This is a genomic window from Nonomuraea sp. B12E4 (assembly GCF_039871825.1).
Taxonomy (GTDB): domain Bacteria; phylum Actinomycetota; class Actinomycetes; order Streptosporangiales; family Streptosporangiaceae; genus Nonomuraea.
On the sequence record NZ_JBDPME010000003.1, the window covers coordinates 406,803 to 424,541 of the forward strand.

Annotated in this window: 14 protein-coding genes; 8 read left to right on the plus strand and 6 right to left on the minus strand. The window is 70.8% G+C overall.

Annotation, left to right across the window (positions count from 1 at the left end):
- Window positions 1-62: 62 nt before the first annotated feature.
- Together ABGB18_RS10650 and ABGB18_RS10655 are read right to left on the minus strand one after the other, a co-directional pair.
- Window positions 63-1,529: a hypothetical protein gene (locus ABGB18_RS10650; RefSeq protein WP_347695246.1), complete on the minus strand. Its 1,467-nt coding sequence runs from the start codon at window positions 1,527-1,529 to the stop codon at window positions 63-65.
- Window positions 1,529-2,725 (minus strand): hypothetical protein, encoded by a 1,197-nt coding sequence (locus tag ABGB18_RS10655; protein WP_347695247.1) that lies wholly within the window; start codon window positions 2,723-2,725, stop codon window positions 1,529-1,531. The genes ABGB18_RS10650 and ABGB18_RS10655 overlap by 1 nt, the downstream gene beginning before the upstream one ends.
- Before the next feature lie 151 nt (window positions 2,726-2,876).
- Between ABGB18_RS10655 and ABGB18_RS10660 the strand changes: the two genes are divergently transcribed.
- From ABGB18_RS10660 to ABGB18_RS10685, 6 genes are all read left to right on the plus strand, one after another.
- Entirely contained in the window at window positions 2,877-4,991 is a 2,115-nt protein-coding gene (locus tag ABGB18_RS10660) for a hypothetical protein (RefSeq protein ID WP_347695248.1), read from the plus strand.
- A 14-nt stretch (window positions 4,992-5,005) separates the two neighbouring features.
- On the plus strand, window positions 5,006-6,175 hold the full coding sequence (locus tag ABGB18_RS10665) for an AAA family ATPase (protein WP_347695249.1): 1,170 nt from the start codon (window positions 5,006-5,008) through the stop codon (window positions 6,173-6,175).
- A 132-nt stretch (window positions 6,176-6,307) separates the two neighbouring features.
- Window positions 6,308-7,105 carry a DUF58 domain-containing protein gene (locus tag ABGB18_RS10670; RefSeq protein ID WP_347695250.1) on the plus strand — a complete coding sequence of 266 codons (798 nt, stop codon included), beginning with the start codon at window positions 6,308-6,310 and terminating at the stop codon, window positions 7,103-7,105.
- Between the two features lie 13 nt (window positions 7,106-7,118).
- Window positions 7,119-7,832: a hypothetical protein gene (locus tag ABGB18_RS10675; RefSeq protein ID WP_347695251.1), complete on the plus strand. Its 714-nt coding sequence runs from the start codon at window positions 7,119-7,121 to the stop codon at window positions 7,830-7,832.
- Between the two features lie 179 nt (window positions 7,833-8,011).
- Window positions 8,012-8,902, plus strand: coding sequence for a Clp protease N-terminal domain-containing protein (locus tag ABGB18_RS10680; RefSeq protein ID WP_347695252.1), 891 nt, complete (start codon window positions 8,012-8,014; stop codon window positions 8,900-8,902).
- Window positions 8,903-9,073: 171 nt separating this feature from the next.
- Complete coding sequence (locus ABGB18_RS10685; protein WP_347695253.1) at window positions 9,074-9,976, plus strand: hypothetical protein; 903 nt, start codon at window positions 9,074-9,076, stop codon at window positions 9,974-9,976.
- 289 nt (window positions 9,977-10,265) lie between these two features.
- Here the strand turns inward: ABGB18_RS10685 and ABGB18_RS10690 are convergent, their stop codons facing one another.
- The 3 genes from ABGB18_RS10690 to ABGB18_RS10700 are packed head-to-tail and all read right to left on the minus strand — an operon-like array spanning window position 10,266 to window position 12,775.
- Complete coding sequence (locus ABGB18_RS10690; RefSeq protein ID WP_347695254.1) at window positions 10,266-11,384, minus strand: magnesium and cobalt transport protein CorA; 1,119 nt, start codon at window positions 11,382-11,384, stop codon at window positions 10,266-10,268.
- 25 nt (window positions 11,385-11,409) lie between these two features.
- The gene (locus ABGB18_RS10695) at window positions 11,410-11,883 is read right to left on the minus strand and encodes a nuclear transport factor 2 family protein (protein WP_347695255.1); all 474 of its coding nucleotides are present in this window, start codon (window positions 11,881-11,883) and stop codon (window positions 11,410-11,412) included.
- Between the two features lie 7 nt (window positions 11,884-11,890).
- A complete protein-coding gene (locus tag ABGB18_RS10700; RefSeq protein ID WP_347695256.1) occupies window positions 11,891-12,775 on the minus strand; it encodes an amidohydrolase family protein in 885 nt (294 codons plus the stop codon).
- Window positions 12,776-12,809: 34 nt separating this feature from the next.
- Between ABGB18_RS10700 and ABGB18_RS10705 the strand changes: the two genes are divergently transcribed.
- Window positions 12,810-13,508, plus strand: a complete 699-nt coding sequence (locus ABGB18_RS10705; RefSeq protein WP_347695257.1) for a M50 family metallopeptidase — start codon at window positions 12,810-12,812, stop codon at window positions 13,506-13,508.
- A gap of 34 nt (window positions 13,509-13,542) precedes the next feature.
- Window positions 13,543-15,483 carry a serine/threonine-protein kinase gene (locus ABGB18_RS10710; protein ID WP_347695258.1) on the plus strand — a complete coding sequence of 647 codons (1,941 nt, stop codon included), beginning with the start codon at window positions 13,543-13,545 and terminating at the stop codon, window positions 15,481-15,483.
- A 21-nt stretch (window positions 15,484-15,504) separates the two neighbouring features.
- Here the strand turns inward: ABGB18_RS10710 and ABGB18_RS10715 are convergent, their stop codons facing one another.
- Window positions 15,505-17,724, minus strand: a complete 2,220-nt coding sequence (locus ABGB18_RS10715) for a thiamine pyrophosphate-dependent enzyme (protein ID WP_347695259.1) — start codon at window positions 17,722-17,724, stop codon at window positions 15,505-15,507.
- Between the last annotated feature and the right edge of the window lie 15 nt (window positions 17,725-17,739).

A 17,739-nucleotide genomic window follows, 5' to 3' on the forward strand; every position in this document is an offset into this window, starting at 1 on the left:
AAGCCTTTCCTTCGAGTCCTTCGTGCTGACACTGACCGTCCGTCCCGCGAACGCGGGCGCGCTCACCGCGCCGATCTTCGAGCGCGTACGGCGGCCGCCAGCGGAGTGCTGGGCCCGGCCGCCAGGATCAGCTCCTCCTGCAGGCGCCGCCGGGCCGCCGGGGTGAGCCGGTGGAACTGCGGCCCCGGCACGTAACCGCCCGCCTCCTCGCCCGCCTTCACCTGGCCCAGCAACCCCGCGTGCCGCAACGTCCGCAACGCCGCCTCCAACTCGCCGATCGGCACCTGGGTGTGACGGCGCAACTCGTCAACGGGAGTGGGGTGTGGCGACAACCAGGAGTCCTCCGGCAGCAGCCCTTCGGCCCGTGGAATGGCCACCGAGTGCACCAGAACGAGCGTCAGCACCGCCCGCTCACTCACCCCCAGCCGAACCCCCGCCTCCGCATTCACACCCGTGCCCGCACGTGCGCCCGTGCCCTCGTCAGCGGCTGCCGTGTGACGTGCGGATGCCGTCGCCTCCGAGTCGTCCGGGACGTCGCCCGGCCCGCTTGAAACCGCGGCGGTGGCGGGTGGCTCGTGCTCGGTCGCGGCGAGGGTGGCCGCGATGGTGTCGTCGTAGCCGGAGATCCAGCGGTCGCGGTGCTGGATCAGCGTGCGGCCGCGCCGGGCCAGCATCTCGCTCAGGGTGTGGCGCAGCGCGGGATCGCGCAGGGCGGCCAGGCGCACCTCCTGCACCGGCTCGGCCGCGTATTCCACCGCCATGAACGCCGCCACCAGCTCCGCCCGCCGCCGCTCGTCATAAGCCCCCAGCAGGTCGTCGAACTCCGCCGAGCCCGCCTCGACCCGGCCCCCCGGCGACGTCCCGGGAGCGGGGGCGGAAGCGGCCACGATGTCGGCGTCGCCCACCACGGTGAGCTCCGGGCGCTCGGGCTCGGGCAGGCGGCGGACCAGCTCCTGCAACTGCGCGTGCTGCTCGACCGGCCACAGGGCGCACCGCGGCCCCAGGACGACCACCCCGTCGTCCACGACGATCCACGCCGACTCGTGCAGCCGCCGCAGCGCGCCGATCGCCCAGTTGCGCATCAGGTCGTCAGTACGGCCGATCAACGCCCGGTAGGTGTCGAGCACCAGCTCCACCGGCGCCGGATCGCCCGGCCACGGATCCGCCGAAAGGTCGGTCCAGCAGCACTTGAGCACCGAGGCCAGCACCCGCCGTGTCTCCCCGGACCGCTCCACGGTGACGGGCGCCACCCCGTATCCGTCCAGCAGCGAAGGCGTCACCCCGTCCGGCCACACCGGCAGCGCATGGCCGGTGGAGTCGGGACGGGTCAGGCGCGACATCCCGGCGGGCGCGGCGACTCCGGCCCCCAGCCGCAACGGCCCACCCACCCGCGCCCGCACATGAGCCACAGCCCCGGCAGCCGCACTCCTCGGGCCTGCCGCACCCTGAGCCGGCGCGGGCTTCTTGGGGGAGCGAGCGCCGGGCCGGGCGTCCCCCGGGGCGGCGTCCGGTTCGCTGGCGGTGGACATCAGGTGCGCTCCAGGTAGCCGTGGGAGAGCCAGGCCGGCTCGCGATCGGGGTCGATGGTGAGCCCGTCCGACCAGGCCAGCCGGTAGGGCAGCTCCGGCCGCAGGTCCACGGTCGTCAGGTCGGCGAGCACCCGCCGGGCCGAGGGCCAGTCGGCGCCCAGCACGTCGGCCAGCGCCACCCGGGAAGCGTCACCGAGCAGCGACTCCGCCACCTGCGTCAATCGTTCCATGGCGGCGCTCGGTGAGGAGTCGAGCGAGTCGCCGGGGCCGGGGTCGGGCAGGTTGGAGCGCGGGGGAGTGGGCTGGGCCGGGGCGGGCCGCGGGGCCTCGTCGACGGCGCGGGCGACGGCGGCCGGGTCGTGCCACGGCGCGGGCGCGTCGAACACGAACCCGTCGAGCACCGAGGCCAGCCGCTCCCGCGACGCCGTCTGCGCGAACGTCCGCCACGTCTCCGTCGGCAGCAACGTCAGGTTGCGCGTGGTGCCCGCGGAGTCGGCCAGGCGCCCGGCGGCGCGGCGGGAGGCGTCGCTGTAGGCGTAGATCGCCGCTCGCAGGTCGGTGCAGACCCGGTCGAGCTCGGGCCAGCGGGTCAGGATGGTGCCGTGCAGGCCCTGCGCCCGCCGCGCGATCTCCTCGGTGCCCCACAGTTTGGGCGCCTGCTCACGCAGCTCCTCGATGGTGCCCGTGGTGAGCGTGATCAGCTCCAGCGCCCACAGCCGGAACGCCCGCGCCAGGTTGACGGCGCTCTGCCTGGCCTCCTCCATCGTGGTGCGCGGGTCGGCGACGTTGAGGTCCTCCAGGGCCAGCAGCCGGTGCATCTCGGACTGCCCGCCGTCGGACATCATCCGCCGGATGAACATCAGCCCCACCACACTGGTGAACGACGCCCGATAGCGAAGCTGGTTGGGCTTGGGGAACACCTCCCTGATCGCGCCCAGCCCCTTGAGCACCCGCAGCCGGTTGTCGAACTGGTCACCCGGATAGGCCCGGCAGACGAAGCGCATCTGCTCGTGCGTCAGCCACTCCTCGCCCGCCTCCGCGAATGCCGCGAACAACGTCTCGGCGATGTCGACCAGGGCCGGGTCATCGACCACCGCCCCGCTGTCGCGGGCCAGCGCGGCGAACATCCGGCGGTAGGTCGACAGCACCGCCTCGTCGGTGAGGACGGTGTCAAGGGTCAGGGGCTGTTCGGACACGGGCACTAAGGTACGGCTTCACGCCGACACTCTCGGACCTCAACGCGGCTACCAGCCAGTACGTCCACGCGAGGGACGCCTGGGCGCTAGGGTGATGCCCGATAATACGGGGACGAACGCTCTGTAATCGTACATACGGGGTGGGTGACGGGTGCGCAAGCTCCGAGGCGATCGAGCCACGGCGCTGGTCGCCGGTGCGGCGGTCGTGATTCTGGTCGCCGTGGCGGCGTGGTTCGGCGTGGGCGTGTCCAGCGCCAATCCCAAGCTGGCCGACGTGGGCGCCTGGTTGTGGACCGGCGCCAAGGGCAAGATCGTGCACGTCAACGGCCTGTCCGGCGAGGTGGACGGCTACCTCAACGACAAGGCGGGCCGGCAGCTGCGCGTCGTGCAGGACGGCGGGAACGTGCTGCTCGTCGATGACGGCACCGGTTTCGTCAGCCGCATCGAGCCCAGCCGGCTCACCGTCGCCCAGACTCGCGACTTCGGCGCCGCGGGGACGCAACTCGCGGTGTCCGACACGGCCGGGTACGCCGTCGACCCCGCCTCCGGCAAGATCCAGCGGATCAACCCGGCCACGCTCGACTCCCTCGGCGCCCCGATCACCCTGCCAGGACCGCTCGGCCCGGCCCGCATCGACGGCGGGGGCCGGCTGTGGGTGCCGGTGACCGCGAAGGGCGAGGTCGTACCGGTGTCCCAGGGCGCGGCCGCGAGCCCGCTCAAGGTCGGCGAGCCCGGCGAGGAGCTGTCCGTCACGATCGCCGGCGGCCTGCCCGTCGTGGTGAACACCCGGGCCGCCACCGCCACGGTCATCGGCGCCGACGGCGGCGTCGGCGAGATCACGCTGCCCAAGGGCGTGGCCCAGGCCGCCAAGGGCGGCGCGCTCACCCCTCCCCTGACCGAGGGCTCCCTGGTGCCGGTGCTGACGTCCGGCGACGAGGGGTTGCTCGTGGTGCTCGACACCGCGTCCAACTCGGTGCTCAGCACCAAGCTCGCCACGGACGCCCCGGCCGAGCTGGGGGTGCCGCAGGTGCTCGGGTCGAAGGTGTACGTGCCCGACCAGGGCGACGGCTCGCTGATCGTCTGGGACAGCGCGGCCGGCGGCCGCCCGACCACGCTCCAGGTGGCGCGGCGGCCGGGCCCGGTGGACGTGTTCGTCAAGGACGGCCTGCTCTGGGCGAACGACGAGAACGGCGACAAGGCCGTCGTCATCGACCCCGAAGGCCGCAAGCACGACATCGACAAGGACGACTCGGACGTACCAGGGCCGACCAACACCCCCAAGCCCAGGCGGACGCCGCTGACGCCGCCCACGCAGTCCGACTCGCCGCCCGATCCCGATCCCGTACCGGCTGAGCCGAGCTCCGATCCGCGCTCCACGCGCACCCGCGAGCCCACCCGGCGGCCCACTGCGACGGCGACCCCGGCGCCGACCCGTACGCCCGAGGCGACCGCGCCCTCCGCGCCGGCCGCCGTGAGCGCCCGCTCGGGTCCCGGCCGGGTGACGGTGACCTTCAGCCCGTCCACCGGCGGCAAGGTCGAGCGGTACACCCTGAAGGCCAGTGGCGACGGCAGGTCCGTGCCGGAGGCGGTGGACGCCGACGGGCCGTACGAGTTCGAGTTCACGGGCGGGGACTGCGCGACCGAGTACACGTTCGTGGTGGTCGCGCACTGGTCCGGCGGTGAGGTCGAGTCGGAGCCCAGCGCCGGGGCCAAGCCGTGCGTGGCGCCCGGCTCGCCGTCCGGCCTCACGGCCAAGGCCAAGAACCGGGGCGCCGTGCTGACCAGGAACGCCCCGGAGAACGGCGCCGACGGCACCACGTACGAGCTGACCGGCGCGGCCACCGACGGCGACATCAAGGGCACGACGTTCACGGTGGACGGGCTGAAGAACAACCAGAAGCACACCTTCCAGCTCAAGGCCAGGAACGCGGCGGGGCAGAGCCCGGACGTGGCCACCGCCGAGGTGGACCTGGCCTACCCGAGGCAGCAGTACCAGAACGCCAGCAACGAGGACACCAACACGATCATCCGCACTTCCCCCGGAGCAACCGGGGAAGCGGGAAGGATCCCACAGAAGGTGTACGTCTCGCTGACGGTGATCTGCCAGGTCAAGGGACCGTCCTACACCGACAAGTCCACCGGCAGGTCCAGCGACATCTGGAACCGGATCGAGAGCCAATACGGCAACGGTTACCTGAACGACACTCTGGTGGCCACCCCGGACGGCGGCTTCCCCGAGGGGCCGCTCTTCGAGTGCACCGACTGAGAAGGGGGACTCCGTTGACCCAGTACAACTACCACGACGCGTTCGAGCCGACCGCCCAGCCCTACCAGCAGCCGTCGGGCGGTCCGTACGGGCAGGCGTACCAGCAGCCCTCGTCCGGCCCGTACGAGCAGCCGCACCAGCAACCGCCCGCCGGTCAGTACGAGCAGCCGCACCAGCAACCGCCCGCCGCTCAGTACGAGCAGGTCGCACACGGCTACCAGCAGCCGCAGCAACAGCAGCTCGCCGGCCAGTTCGCCCAGCGCTTCCAGCTCCTCGCCGGGAACATCGAGCGCATCATCCGCGGCAAGCGCGAGGCCACCGAGCTGGCGCTGATCTGCCTGTTCGCCGAGGGGCACCTGCTCATCGAGGACGTGCCGGGCACCGGCAAGACCACCCTCGCCCGCTCCGTCGCGGCCAGCGTGGACGCGGAGTGGCGGCGCATCCAGTTCACGCCCGACCTGCTGCCCAGCGACATCACCGGCGTGTCGATCTTCAACCAGGCGCACCAGAAGTTCGAGTTCCACCAGGGGCCCGTCTTCGCCAACATCGTGCTCGCCGACGAGATCAACCGCGCCTCACCGAAGACGCAGGCCGCGCTGCTGGAGGTGATGGAGGAGCGGCGGGTCACGGTGGACGCCGAGCCGCATCCGGTGCCCAGGCCGTTCCTGGTGGTGGCCACGCAGAACCCGGTGGACATGGACGGCACGTACCCGCTGCCCGAGGCGCAGCTCGACCGCTTCCTGATGAAGATCTCCGTCGGGTATCCCGATCACCTGTCCGAGGTCGAGGTGCTCAAGGGCATGCCGACCGGGCCGCAGGTCGAGCGGCTGCCGGTGGTGGCGCGGGCCTCCGACGTGGCCGGGATGATCGACTTCGCCTCGACGATCCACGTGGCGGACCCGGTCTACGACTACATCGTCGCGTTGTCCGCCGCCACCCGTACCAGTCCGCACCTGCGGCTGGGTGCGAGCCCTCGGGGAAGCCTGGCGTTGCTGCGGGCGGCCAGGGTCAAGGCGGCCGCCGCCGGGCGGCATTACGTGGTGCCCGAGGACGTGAAGGCGCTGGCCCTACCGGTGCTGGCACACCGGCTGATCCTCACGCCGGAGGCCGAGCTGCGCGAGGTCACCGCGGCGGCCGCGCTCGGCGAGATCCTCGCCGGAATGCCGGTGCCGCAGGCGGCCTGAGGTGCACCCCCCGCAAACCGCGGACCGCTGGACACGGCGCTTCGCGGTGCTGACACCGCTGGGCTGGGGCACGCTGGCCGGTTCTGTCCTCCTCTACGCGGCGGGGTTCCGCTCGGCTACCCCGAACCCGCCGTGCTCGCCACCGGCGGCCTGCTCGCCCTGGCCGCCGCGCTCGCGTGGACCGCCCCGAAGCCCAGACTGGACGTCCACCGGGAGGTCACCCCGCTGAAGGTGCCGCGCGGTGACGCCGCCGTCGCCGTGCTGAACGTCTCCAACCTCGGCCGCCGGGGCCTGTCCGGCCTGCGCGCCCAGGACCGGATCGGCACCTCGGAACACACCGTCGACCTCCCGAGACTCCCCAGGGGAGCGGTCCGCACGGTCTCGTACCCGCTGCTCACGGCGAGACGCGGCGAGATCCCGGTGGGCCCGCTGCGGCTCGTCCGCGCCGACCCGTTCGGGCTGACCCGCCAGGTCAGGGAGTACGGACTGCCCGCCACCCTCCTGGTACGCCCCCGCACCGTCCCCCTCCCCGTCCCCCCGTCCGGCCGGGCCCACCACCTGGAGGGCCCCACCAGCGACAACGCCCCCAGCGGCACGGTCACGTTCCACACCCTGCGCGAGTACGTCGTCGGCGACGACCTCCGCCACGTCCACTGGCGTTCCAGCGCCCGCACGGGAACGCTCATGGTCCGCCAGCTCATCGACGCCAGCCTGCCCACCACCACGGTGGTGCTCGACACCCGCGGCCTGACGGAACCGGCCGTGGACGCCGCCGCCTCGGTCGCGGTCGCCGCCGCCAGGGCGGGCTTCCCGGTACGCGTCCTCGCCGGCGACGCGCCCCTCCCGGAGGCCAAGCCCGACCCGGACACCATCGCGGGTGGTGGTGGGGTTCCGGCCGGGGGAGGCTTCCGGCGGGATTTATCAGGTTAAATCAGGCCATGTCATGGCCTGGGCGGAGATCAAGTTCGACAAGCTCGGCTGGCAGCCCTTCTATCCGACGCCGGGCCGCAGCGGCGCCAAGGACGACCACGACGTGGTGTCCTCGTCGATCCAGGAGAGTGAGGAACTGGAGGACGAGTTCGGCCGCAGCGGTGCCGAGCGGCCCCAGACATCGACCCGGCCGCAGGCCACCGGGCGGCACGAGGAGCCCGCGAGCGGCCTGTCCCCGGGGGTGATCGCGGCGGTGGCGGGCGGGGTGCTGCTGGTGGCGTACGCGGGTGTGGTGGCGGGGCTGCCGTGGTGGCGCCGGCGCGCCCGCCGCCCCGGCCCGGGCCCGGAGTCGCGAGTGCTCGGCGCCTGGCGCCAAACCTGCGACGACCTCGGTCTGACCGGCCGGTACGCCCTGACGGCCGAAGACGTCATCACTCACTCCACCCGGCCCCTCACCGCCCCGCGGCCACTCGGACGGCGCCTCGCCGCCACCCACCCGGTCGAGCCCGATGACGGCCGCCCTCACCCTCAAGACGAAATATCGACCCACCTACGACCCTTGGCCGACATTTCTAACTTCGTCCGCTACGCCCCCGACACCATCACCGAAGCGACCGCCACCACCGCCTGGCAACACAGCGACGCCATCCGCCGCGCCGTACGCACCCGCACCCCCTCACCACCCGCCTACGCAACCACCTCCTCCTACGCTGACCGTCCTCGGTGATCGAGATCGCCGACGTGCACCGCTTCCTGTATCAGGCCCCGTAGAGCCAGTCCACGTACTCGTGGCTGCTCATGTCCCTGGTCCGGAACAGCTCGTTACCGCGGTGGAGGGGGCCGAACAAGCCCTGCCCAACTTCCCAGCCTCCTTTCATGTAACCCCTAAGGGGTTATATTGGAGGTATGCCAAAAATCAACGTCTACTTGCCGGATGAACTGGCGGAGGCCGTCAAGCAGGCCGGGGTGCCGGTGTCGGCGGTATGCCAGCGGGCGCTGGAGCAGGCGGTACGCCGGGTAACCGCCATCAGGGAGACCGTCCTGACCGATCTCGACCTCGACACACCGACCGGGGCGCTGACCTATCTCACGGCCAGGACCCGTACCGTGCTCAAGCTGGCCGCCGAGCAGGCCCGCGCCGAAGGGGCGACCGCCATTGGCACCGCGCACCTGCTCGGCGGCCTGCTGAGCGAGGGCACCAACCTGGCCCTCCACGTCCTCCGGGCCATGGACATCAACTCCGAACAGGTCAAACGCGACCTCACTCACCAATCCACCCCGCCCCCTGAGACGGCCGCCGATGAGGCCACCACCGGTGGTGAGGCCACGGCCGGCGCAGACACGGCCGACGCAGACATGGCCGACGCAGACATGGCCGACCAGCCTCCGGCCGGCGCCGCCACCCAGCGCGCCAGACAGGGAAGTTTCAGCAGCACCGCCGCAAACGCGCTGGAGTTCGCCGTCACCGAGGCCACCTCACTCGGCCACAACTACGTCGGCTGCGAGCACCTCCTGCTCGGCCTCGTCGCCGAACCCGACGGCACAGCCGGCCAGGTCCTGCGCGCCCTGGGCGCCGAACCACGGCTGACCCGCCGCGCCGTGACGGCGGCCCTGGCCGGCTACGTCCACCTCCGTGCCCAGGCCCAGCAGGGTGAGCTCGCCACCCAAGCCCCAGCTCAAGGCCCGGGCCCGACACAAGACCGGGCCGCAATGCTGACCGCGGCGATCAGGGGCGAGCTGCAACCGCTCGTCCAGCGCCTCGAGCGCCTGGAACAGCACGTCGGCCTGGACTCCTGAGGTTCGCCATGAACACCCCCGGCCGCGGCCATGCGCTCGCGATCCTTCGCGTCATCCTCACGACCCTGATCGTGGTCGGCCTCATGATCGCGGCCCTTTAGTAGTGACACGTATGCGCTCGTCTATAAAACATATCCCAACACACGGTCATCGAATGATAACGTTCCGTGCATGCCGTCATCTCAGCACGAGGCGCTCCATCACCTCTTCCGCGACAAACCGGAGCTCTATGCCCATGCCTTCAAGCTGCTCAACATCGACTTCCCGGCCCCGAGCGAGATCGCGGTGGTCGACACCGACCTGACAGAGATCAAGCCGATCGTGCGGCGCTCTGACACGATGATGCTGTTCACGTTGCGACGGGGCGCCAAGCACTTGGTCATCACCGAGTCACAGTCCAAGCAAGACGACGCGAAGATCTCTTCGTGGGCCTACTACGTCTGCCACGCGCACATCAAGTACGAATGTCCGGTAACGCTCCTGGTGATCTGCCGGGATGAGGACACGGCCAAGTGGGCCCGGGAACCGAAACCGATCGGCCTGCCTGGCCATCCCTCCCTGATCGTGCAGCCCATCGGGCTCGGCCCCGACAACGTGCCCGCGATCACCGATCCGGAAGAAGCATGCAAGAGCGCGGTGCTCACCGTGTACTCGGCACTCACCCACGCGCAGTCTCCCGAGGTCGATGCGATACTGAAGGCCTTGGACGTCGCGCTGAACACCATCGATATCGAGACCGCCAAGTACCTCGCTGAAATGACGGAAATAGGCCTCGGAGACACCCGCGCCCGACAGATCTGGAGAAGCCTCATGACCATGCAGAATTATCGATACAAGTCGGAGTTCGCGGAGATGCTCCGAGACGAGGGCCGGGTGGAGGGCCGGGTCGAGGGCAGGGTCGAGGGTGAGGCCAAGGGTGAGGCCAAGGCTGTCCTGACGGTCCTGGAGCAGCGCGGTGTACCCGTGACTGCGTCGGTTCGGGAGCGAATTCTGGCGTGCACGGATCTCGAGCTCCTCGAAAGCTGGCTCGTTCGGGCGCTCAAGGTCACGTCCGCTGAGGAACTCTTCGACTGAACCCAAATCGGGCAGTTGTGGGTCGGTGGCCCAGGTCCTGCGCGGCCTGGGCGCCGAGCCGCGGCCGACCCGGGCGAAATGCGTTGACCGCGTAGCCCGACGCCGTCCGCTCACCGCCCTCCACGTCCATCGTCGCCTGATCTCGCCGATCTCGTGAATGTGGGGGACGCCGCAGTCGATGGGCATCGTGAGCGCAGGCAGGGACGGCTTGAAGGGGGAGTGCCGCCGACCAGGTATAGAGCACGTATGGAGATACGCTGAAGACGTATCTAAGATCGCGCGTGGAAAATCAGAGCCAGTCGCGGCGTTTGAAGACCGTGTAGAGGATGAGGCAGACGGCTGCCATGAGCACCATGGCGAACGGATAGCCGAACACCCAGTGCGTCTCGGGCATGAAGTCGAAGTTCATCCCGTAAATGGTCCCGACCAGCGTCGGCGCGAACAGGATGGCCGCCCAGGCCGAGATCTTCTTGACCTCCTCGCCCTGCTGGATGCTCGCCTGCGTCATCCGCGCCATTTCCGCGTTCTGGGCCTGGGTCACAAGGGTCGAGTTCACCACGAGGATGTTCTGCAGCATCTGCCGGAAGCTCGAGATCCGCTCGGTCACCGTGATCGCGTGGTCGGCCACGTCGCGCAGGTAGCTCTGCAGTTCGTCGTTCAGCCCGTATTTCGGCGCCCCGGCGATGAACCCGTGGATCATTCCCACCAGCGGCGCTATGGCCCGCTGGAACTCGATGACCTCGCCGGACAACTCGTAGACGCGCCGCGACACCGACGGATCGCCGCCGAACACCTGGACCTCGATCTCCTCGATGTCCTTCTGCAAGCCTGCCACCACCGGCGCATAGCCGTCGACCACGGCGTCGAGGATGGCGTACAGGACGGCCTGCGGGCCCTGCCGTAGCAGCTCGGGGTCCGATTCCATGCGCTTGCGCACGGCCTGCAGGTCGGGCGCCTCGGCATGGCGTACGGTGATCACGAAGTTGGGCCCGACGAAGACGTGCACCTCGCCGAAGGCGACCTCCTCCACGTCGTCCAGGTAACGCGCGGCCCGCAGCACCACGAACAGCGTGTCGCCGTAGCGGTCGGCCTTGGGCCGCTGGGAGCCGACGATGGCGTCCTCCAGCGCCAGCTCGTGCAGCTCGAACTCCTCGCCGAGCTTGACCAGCTCCCACTCCTTCGGCCGGTAGAGGCCGATCCAGGCCAGGCTGCCCGGGACCTCCTTGAGGCGCTCGAAGGCGTCGGCGAGCGAGCGGGGGTCGTCGACGCGCTCGCCGTCGAGGTAGATCGCGTTGTTGATGACCGTGGGCCGGTCGGAAGGCTCCTCGGAGGCACGCGGGTCCATCGAATGCTCGGGCGCCTCCTCGCGTGCGTCACCGCTGCGCCTGAAGCCCCTGACCCTGGCCATTCTTCCTCCAATCGGCTGACGCGGGTTATGACGGCTCGTACTCGTTGAGCCTTCGTGCCGCCCGATCCCTGATGGTCTTGCGCCACATGGGCGTCCACCCGAACACCGGCCCGTACGGCCTGCCGAGCGCCATCCGCGACCAGCGCCTGAAGTCGAACTCGTCGTGATGGCGGACGATCAGATTGTCCTCGAACCTGAAGAATGTGTCGATCTCGTGCACGACCTCGCGGCCCGTGGTCGAGAACGTGTAACGAGCGCTGCTGTGCGCGGCACCGCTGAAGTCGTCTGCCGTCACATCACGGTACGCGCACTTGAGGCTTCCGCGCACGCCGAGCTGCAGCCGCCACATCCGCATCACGCGGTCCCGGCCCTCGATCTCCTGGAAGATCGGGTCGCCGAAGCTCACTTCGGGGTGGTAGCAGCGTTCCATGGCGGGGAAGTCCGCCTGCCCGAAAGCGTCGTAGAAAGCGCGAATCAGCGCCACGTGCCGGTCGTTCACCCTTCTATCAGATCATGGCCGACCCGTTGTCCCAGCACACGGCCCGCAACCACGCGTCACCGAGGTCGAGTTCTGCCAGTGCGTCGAGCTGATGCGCGTAGGGATACGGAATGGTCGGGAAGTCAGTGCCGAGCACCACTTTCCCCGCCAGGCCCAGATCAAGCAGCGCGGGCCGCAGCCGGCGCGGGAACGGCATGCCCCGCTCGGAGAAGTCGGTGAAGGCCATCGTGGTGTCCAGGGCGACCCGTTCGTAGCGGGCGGCCAGCTCGAAGAAGGGGTCGTACTCCGGCATCCCCAGATGCGCGATCACCACCCGCAGTCGCGGATGGGCGCGCAGCACCCGCTCGATCGGCTCGGCCCCGACATAGCCGCCGGGCACCGGAACCGAGCTGGCGTGCACCACCACCGGCACCCCGGCCTCGGCCAGCACCCCCCAGACCTCGTCCAGCTCGATCACCCGCGGATCGAACCCGCCGACCTGCAGATGCACCTTGAAGATCTTGACGCCCGAGGCCAGGGCCCGGCGCACGTAGTCCACGACCCCAGGTTCGGGATAGAAGGTCGCCGACGGCAGACATCCAGGTGTGCGGCGGGCGAAGTCCAAGGCCCAGGCATTGAGATCGGCCGCCATATCCGGCTTGTGCGCGTAAGCCAGTGCGGGAAACGCCCGTACCCCCATCTCCCGCAACCGGGTCACCCGCTCGGCCACCGGCCACTCGTACTCGATCTTCCATCCTTCGCCCACCAGCGGCCCGCCGTGGTTGAAGTGGTGCCAGACCCGCCGTTCCATCCGCTCGGGCAGGAAGTGCACATGCAGGTCGATCAGCCCGGGCAGCCCCAGCGCCCGCCACCATGCTGGTACGTCCTCGTCAGAATGTCGTTCTGTGGCCACGGCGCCGACTTTACCTGGATAGGGTTTTGCCTTGATGGACAAGTTCTGGGCCCACCTGATCAAGGTTCAGCCCGCCCCCGACCCCTGGGTGGTGGCTGTCGCGGCGCTCGTCGCGCTCGTGATCGTCGGTTTCCGCATGCCCTGGCAGGTGTCCAGAGGCCTGATCACGATCGCCCACGAGGGCGGCCACGCGCTGGTGGCGCTGCTCACCAGGCGCAAGCTCGAAGGCATCCGCCTGCACTCCGACACTTCCGGCGTGACCCTGACCAGGGGCAGGCCCACCGGGCCCGGCATGGTGCTGACCGCGCTCGCCGGCTATCTCGCGCCCCCGCTGCTGGGGCTGGCCGCCGCGTGGCTGACCGAGCAGGGCCGCATCTCGCTGCTGATCTGGGGTGTGCTGCTGCTCCTGGTCTGCATGCTGCTGCTGATCCGCAACCTGTACGGCGCGCTGATCCTCCTGGTCACCGGCGGCGCCGTGTTCGCCCTGATCATGTACGCGCCCAGCGACCTCCAGCAGGTCGTGGCCATGGTGGCGGCCTGGTTCCTGCTGTTCGGCGGGATCAGGCCGATCATCGAATTACAGCACAAGCGGCGCCGCCGCCAGGCCCGGGACTCCGACGCCGACCAGTTGGCCAGGCTGACGGTTCTGCCCGGCGGCTTCTACGTGTTCTTCTTCCTGCTGGTGTCGCTGGCGTCCGTGGTCTTCGGTGCATACCTCATGAATCCGTTCTGAACGCACTAAACTCGCCTGCAACAGGGGGAGGGCTGTGCTGCCAGCCGAGGACGCGCCCGGTTACCGGGTGCTCGATCAGGCGGGCCAGGGCGGTTTCGCCGTCGTGTACCGCGCCTACCAGGAGCGCCTCGACCGGGTCGTGGCGCTGAAGGTGCTGTCCGTGGACCGGGTGGACCAGCGCACGATGCGCAGATTCCAGCGCGAGCTGCAGCTCACCGGCCGACTCACCGGCCACCCCAACGTCGTGACCGTCTTCGACACCGGTGTGACGAGGTCCGGCAAGCCGTACATCGCGATGGACTTCTTCGAGAACGGCTCCCTGCGCGACCGCGTGCGCAAGGAGGGGCCACTGCCGGTGCCCGAGGTGCTGCGGGCGGGCGTGAAGCTGGCCGGTGCGCTGGCCGCCGTGCACGAGGCGGGCGTCCTGCACGGCGACATCAAGCCACAGAACATCCTGATCTCCCGCTACGGTGAGCTCGCCATCGCCGACTTCGGTGTGGCCAGGGTCGTGGACGCCGCGGAGATCTCGGCCACCTCGCAGGCGTTCACCCCGCTGCACGCCGCCCCCGAGGTGCTCACCGGGCAGCCGCACTCCGCCTCGACCGACATCTACTCACTCGGCTCGACCCTCTACCACCTGCTGGCCGGCCAGCCCGCCTTCCACAACCCGGCCGACCCGTCGATCGCGCCGCTGATGTACCGGGTGCTCAGCGTCGAGCCGTCGCCGATCAACCGCCCGGACGTGCCGCCGGTGCTCTTCGACGCGGTGCTGCGGGCGATGTCCAAGCAGCCGGAGGCCCGGTACGGCACCGCCCGCGACTACGCCCGGCACCTGCAGGCGGTCCAGGCCGAGCTGGGCCTGTCGGTGACGGATCTGGTGGGCGCGGACCCCGGCCCGGGGCCGACCATGGCCACCGTCCCGCGCCACCGCCGCGACCGCCCGGAGCCGCCCGCCGACTCCGGCGCGATGCCCTTCACCGGCGACCACCTGTCCCCGTCGTCCCCCCGAACCCCGTCCGCCCCCACCTCGTCCGACTCCCCTCCGTCTGCCCCCACTCCGTCTGCCCCCACCTCGTCCGCCTCCACCCCGGCCGCGCACCCTGCGGGCGCGCACTCTGCGTCGGGACCGTACGCGACGGGACAGCCCGCCGGGCACGTGAGCGGCGCACGCCCGCCCAGCGGGCACATGACCGGAGCCCAGGCCGCGTTCCCGGCGACCGTCCCGCCCCCGCACCCCGCGGCGACCGCCCCACCGGCCGCCGGACCCGCGTCCGCCTCGGCATTCGCGCCCGCGCCGGGATACGGGTTCGCCCCCGAGCCTGGACCCACGCCGGGTTACGGGTTCGTCCCTGAGCCCGCGCCCGGCTCCGGGTTCACGCCCGGGTCCGGGTACGCGCCTGAGCCCGCCTCCCAGTCCGGGTCCCCGCCCGCCTCCCCGCCCGGGTCCCCGCCCGGGTCCGCGCCCGTGCGCGGATCCTCGCGCGGGCCGCGGAAGGCCATCGTCATCGGCATCTCGGTGGCGACGGTGGTGCTCAGCGGGGTGGTGCCGGCGGTGTTCCTGTCCCTCCGGCAGGATCCGGCTCCGCCGGTCGCCGAGCCACAGCAGGCCCAGCAACAGCAGCGGCAACCCCCGGCCCAGGACGAGCAGCAGGTCGACCGGGAGGGCGTGGCGGCCCTGGCCCCCCGTGGCGTACGGGTGACGGCCGACCAGGGCGCCCTGGTGGAGCTGCGCTGGACGCTGCCCGCCGGAGCCCGCCGCTATCCGGTGGTGCTCCAGCGTTCCCCGGTCGGGCGGGGCGAGAGCCCCATCACCGCTCTGACCCAGGGCACGACCACCACCCGCGTGGCCGGCCTGGATCCGGACACCGGCTACTGCTTCCTGGTGGGCGTACCGCTGAACTTCTCGGAGAGCTCGACGGTCGCTTGGTCCAAGCCGACGTGCATCAGGGGCGCCGTCGCCCGCTCAGCCCAGTAGCCCGGTCGCGCGGACGCCCGGTCAGCCCAGGAGCTTGCGCGCCGCCTGCTCGATCTCCTCCTCCGACAGCAGCACGTGCTCGGCCGCCCTGCCCAGCGGGATGAAGCTGTCCGCCGAGGTCACCCGCGCGATCGACCCGCTGTAGCCGGCGTCGATCAGCATGGCCACGATGCCCTCCGAGACGCCGCCGGTGTGCCGGGTCTCGTCGGCGATCAGCACGTTGCCGGTCAGCTCGGCCGCCCGCAGCAGGTCCTCCTTCGGCAGCGGCGCCAGCCAGCGCAGGTCGAGGACGCGGCACCCGTACCCCTCCTGGGTCAGCCGCACCGCGGCCCGCAGGCTCATCCGCAGCCCGTTGCCGAACGTCACGATCGTCAAATCGCGTCCGTCGCCGTAGGAGCGCGCCTGCCCGATGGGGATGTGCGTCTCCGGCCAGCGGGCGGGCGGCGCGTACGGTGCCAGCCAGCCGCCGTCACCCTCGTCGAACAGGTCACGCGTGTGGTAGAGCGCGATCGGCTCCAGGAACACGCACACGGACCCGGAGGTACGGGCGGCGGCCAGGCAGGTGCGCAGCATGGCCGAGGCGTCGTCGGGACGCGCGGGCGAGGCGATGACCAGCCCGGGGATGTCACGCAGCGCGCCCACCGCGTTGTCGTTGTGGAAGTGGCCGCCGAACCCCTTCTGGTAGGCGTACGCGGCCACCCGCACCACCATCGGGTTTCTGTAGTTGTTGCGCGAGAAGAACGACAGCGTGGCCGCCTCGCCGCGGATCTGGTCGAGCGCGTTGTGCAGGTAGGCCAGATACTGGATCTCCGGCACGGGGAGCTGCCCCGCCAGGCCGGAGCCGAGCGCCAGCCCCAGGATGGCCTGCTCGTCGAGCAACGTGTCGAACACCCGCCCGGGCCCGAACCGCTTCTGCAGCCCCCTGGTGACGCCGTAAACGCCGCCCTTCTTGGCGACGTCCTCGCCGAACACCGCCATGTCCGGATAGACCGTCAGCGCGTCGGCGAGCGTGCGGTTGACGGCCTGGGCGAGCGTCATCGGCTTCTCGTTCTCCGGCAGCGCCCCGGCGAACGCCTTCTCCCTGGCCGCAGGCGTGGCCGCGGTCGGGCTGATCTTGGCGATCAGCTCGGGCTTGCGCGGCGCGATCGGCTCCATGATGTCCTTGGCGGAGCCGAGCCGGGGGCTGCGGGTGGTCTCCAGCGCGATCCGCCACACGTGCTCGCGCTCCGACTCGTACGTCTTGAGCAGCCCCTCCGGCGTGTCCAGCCCGGCCGCCACGAGCAGCGCCGCCGTGCGCACCAGCGGGTCGCGATCGAGGTCCGCCCTGAGCTCGCGCTGCGTGCGGTATGCCACCTCGACGTCGGACCCGGCGTGCCCCATGAGCCGCACCATGGACAGGTGCAGGAACGCGGGGGAGCGGTTGGTGCGTACGTGCCGGACGGCCCGTACGGCGGCGTCGTAGGCCGCGGCCAGGTCACAGCCGTCGGCGGCGAAGTATTCGATGCCGGGACGCCGCGCGGCGGTCTCCACCCAGCCCGCGGGCGTGCGCACGCTGATGCCGATGCCGTTGTCCTCGCACACGAACAGGATCGGCATGGACTGCCCCTGGTAGGTGGCGTAGGAGGCGATGTTGAAGCCGGACAGCGCGCTGGCGTGGTTGGTCGAGGCGTCGCCGAAGCTGCACACCGCGATCGCGTCCTCCGGCCACGGCGAACGCGCGCCGAGCAGCCGCGCCCGCTCGATGGCGAACGCCACACCAGCGGACCTGGGCAGATGGCTGGCGATCGTGGAGGTCTGCGGGATGACGTCGAGCTCCGGATGCCCGAACACCTTGTGCCTGCCGCCCGCGATGGGCTCGTCGGCGGCGGCGATCAGGCCCATGAGCACGTCGCGGATGCCCTGCTCGGGCAGCCGCCCGGCCTGCTCGGACCTGGTCAGGTAGAAGGCGCCCGACCGGTAGTGGAGCAGCGCCGGGTCGGTGGGCCGCAGGGCGGCGGCGACGGCCGCGTTGCCCTCGTGACCGGCGGAGCCGATCGTGTAGTAGCCCTCGTCCTGCTCCCGCAGCCAGCGGGCGGCGATGTCCAGCAGCCGGCTGTCCATCTGGCGCCGGAACAGCGTCCTGCAGAGCTCACCGGTCAGGGCCGTGCCGTCGCGCACCGCCTGCCCGGGATCTCGCGCGGGGCCCGCCTCGAGATTCGCAACCGTCTCGGTGAAATGGGTCTCAACAGAGTCGCGCGCCACACCATCGATTATGTC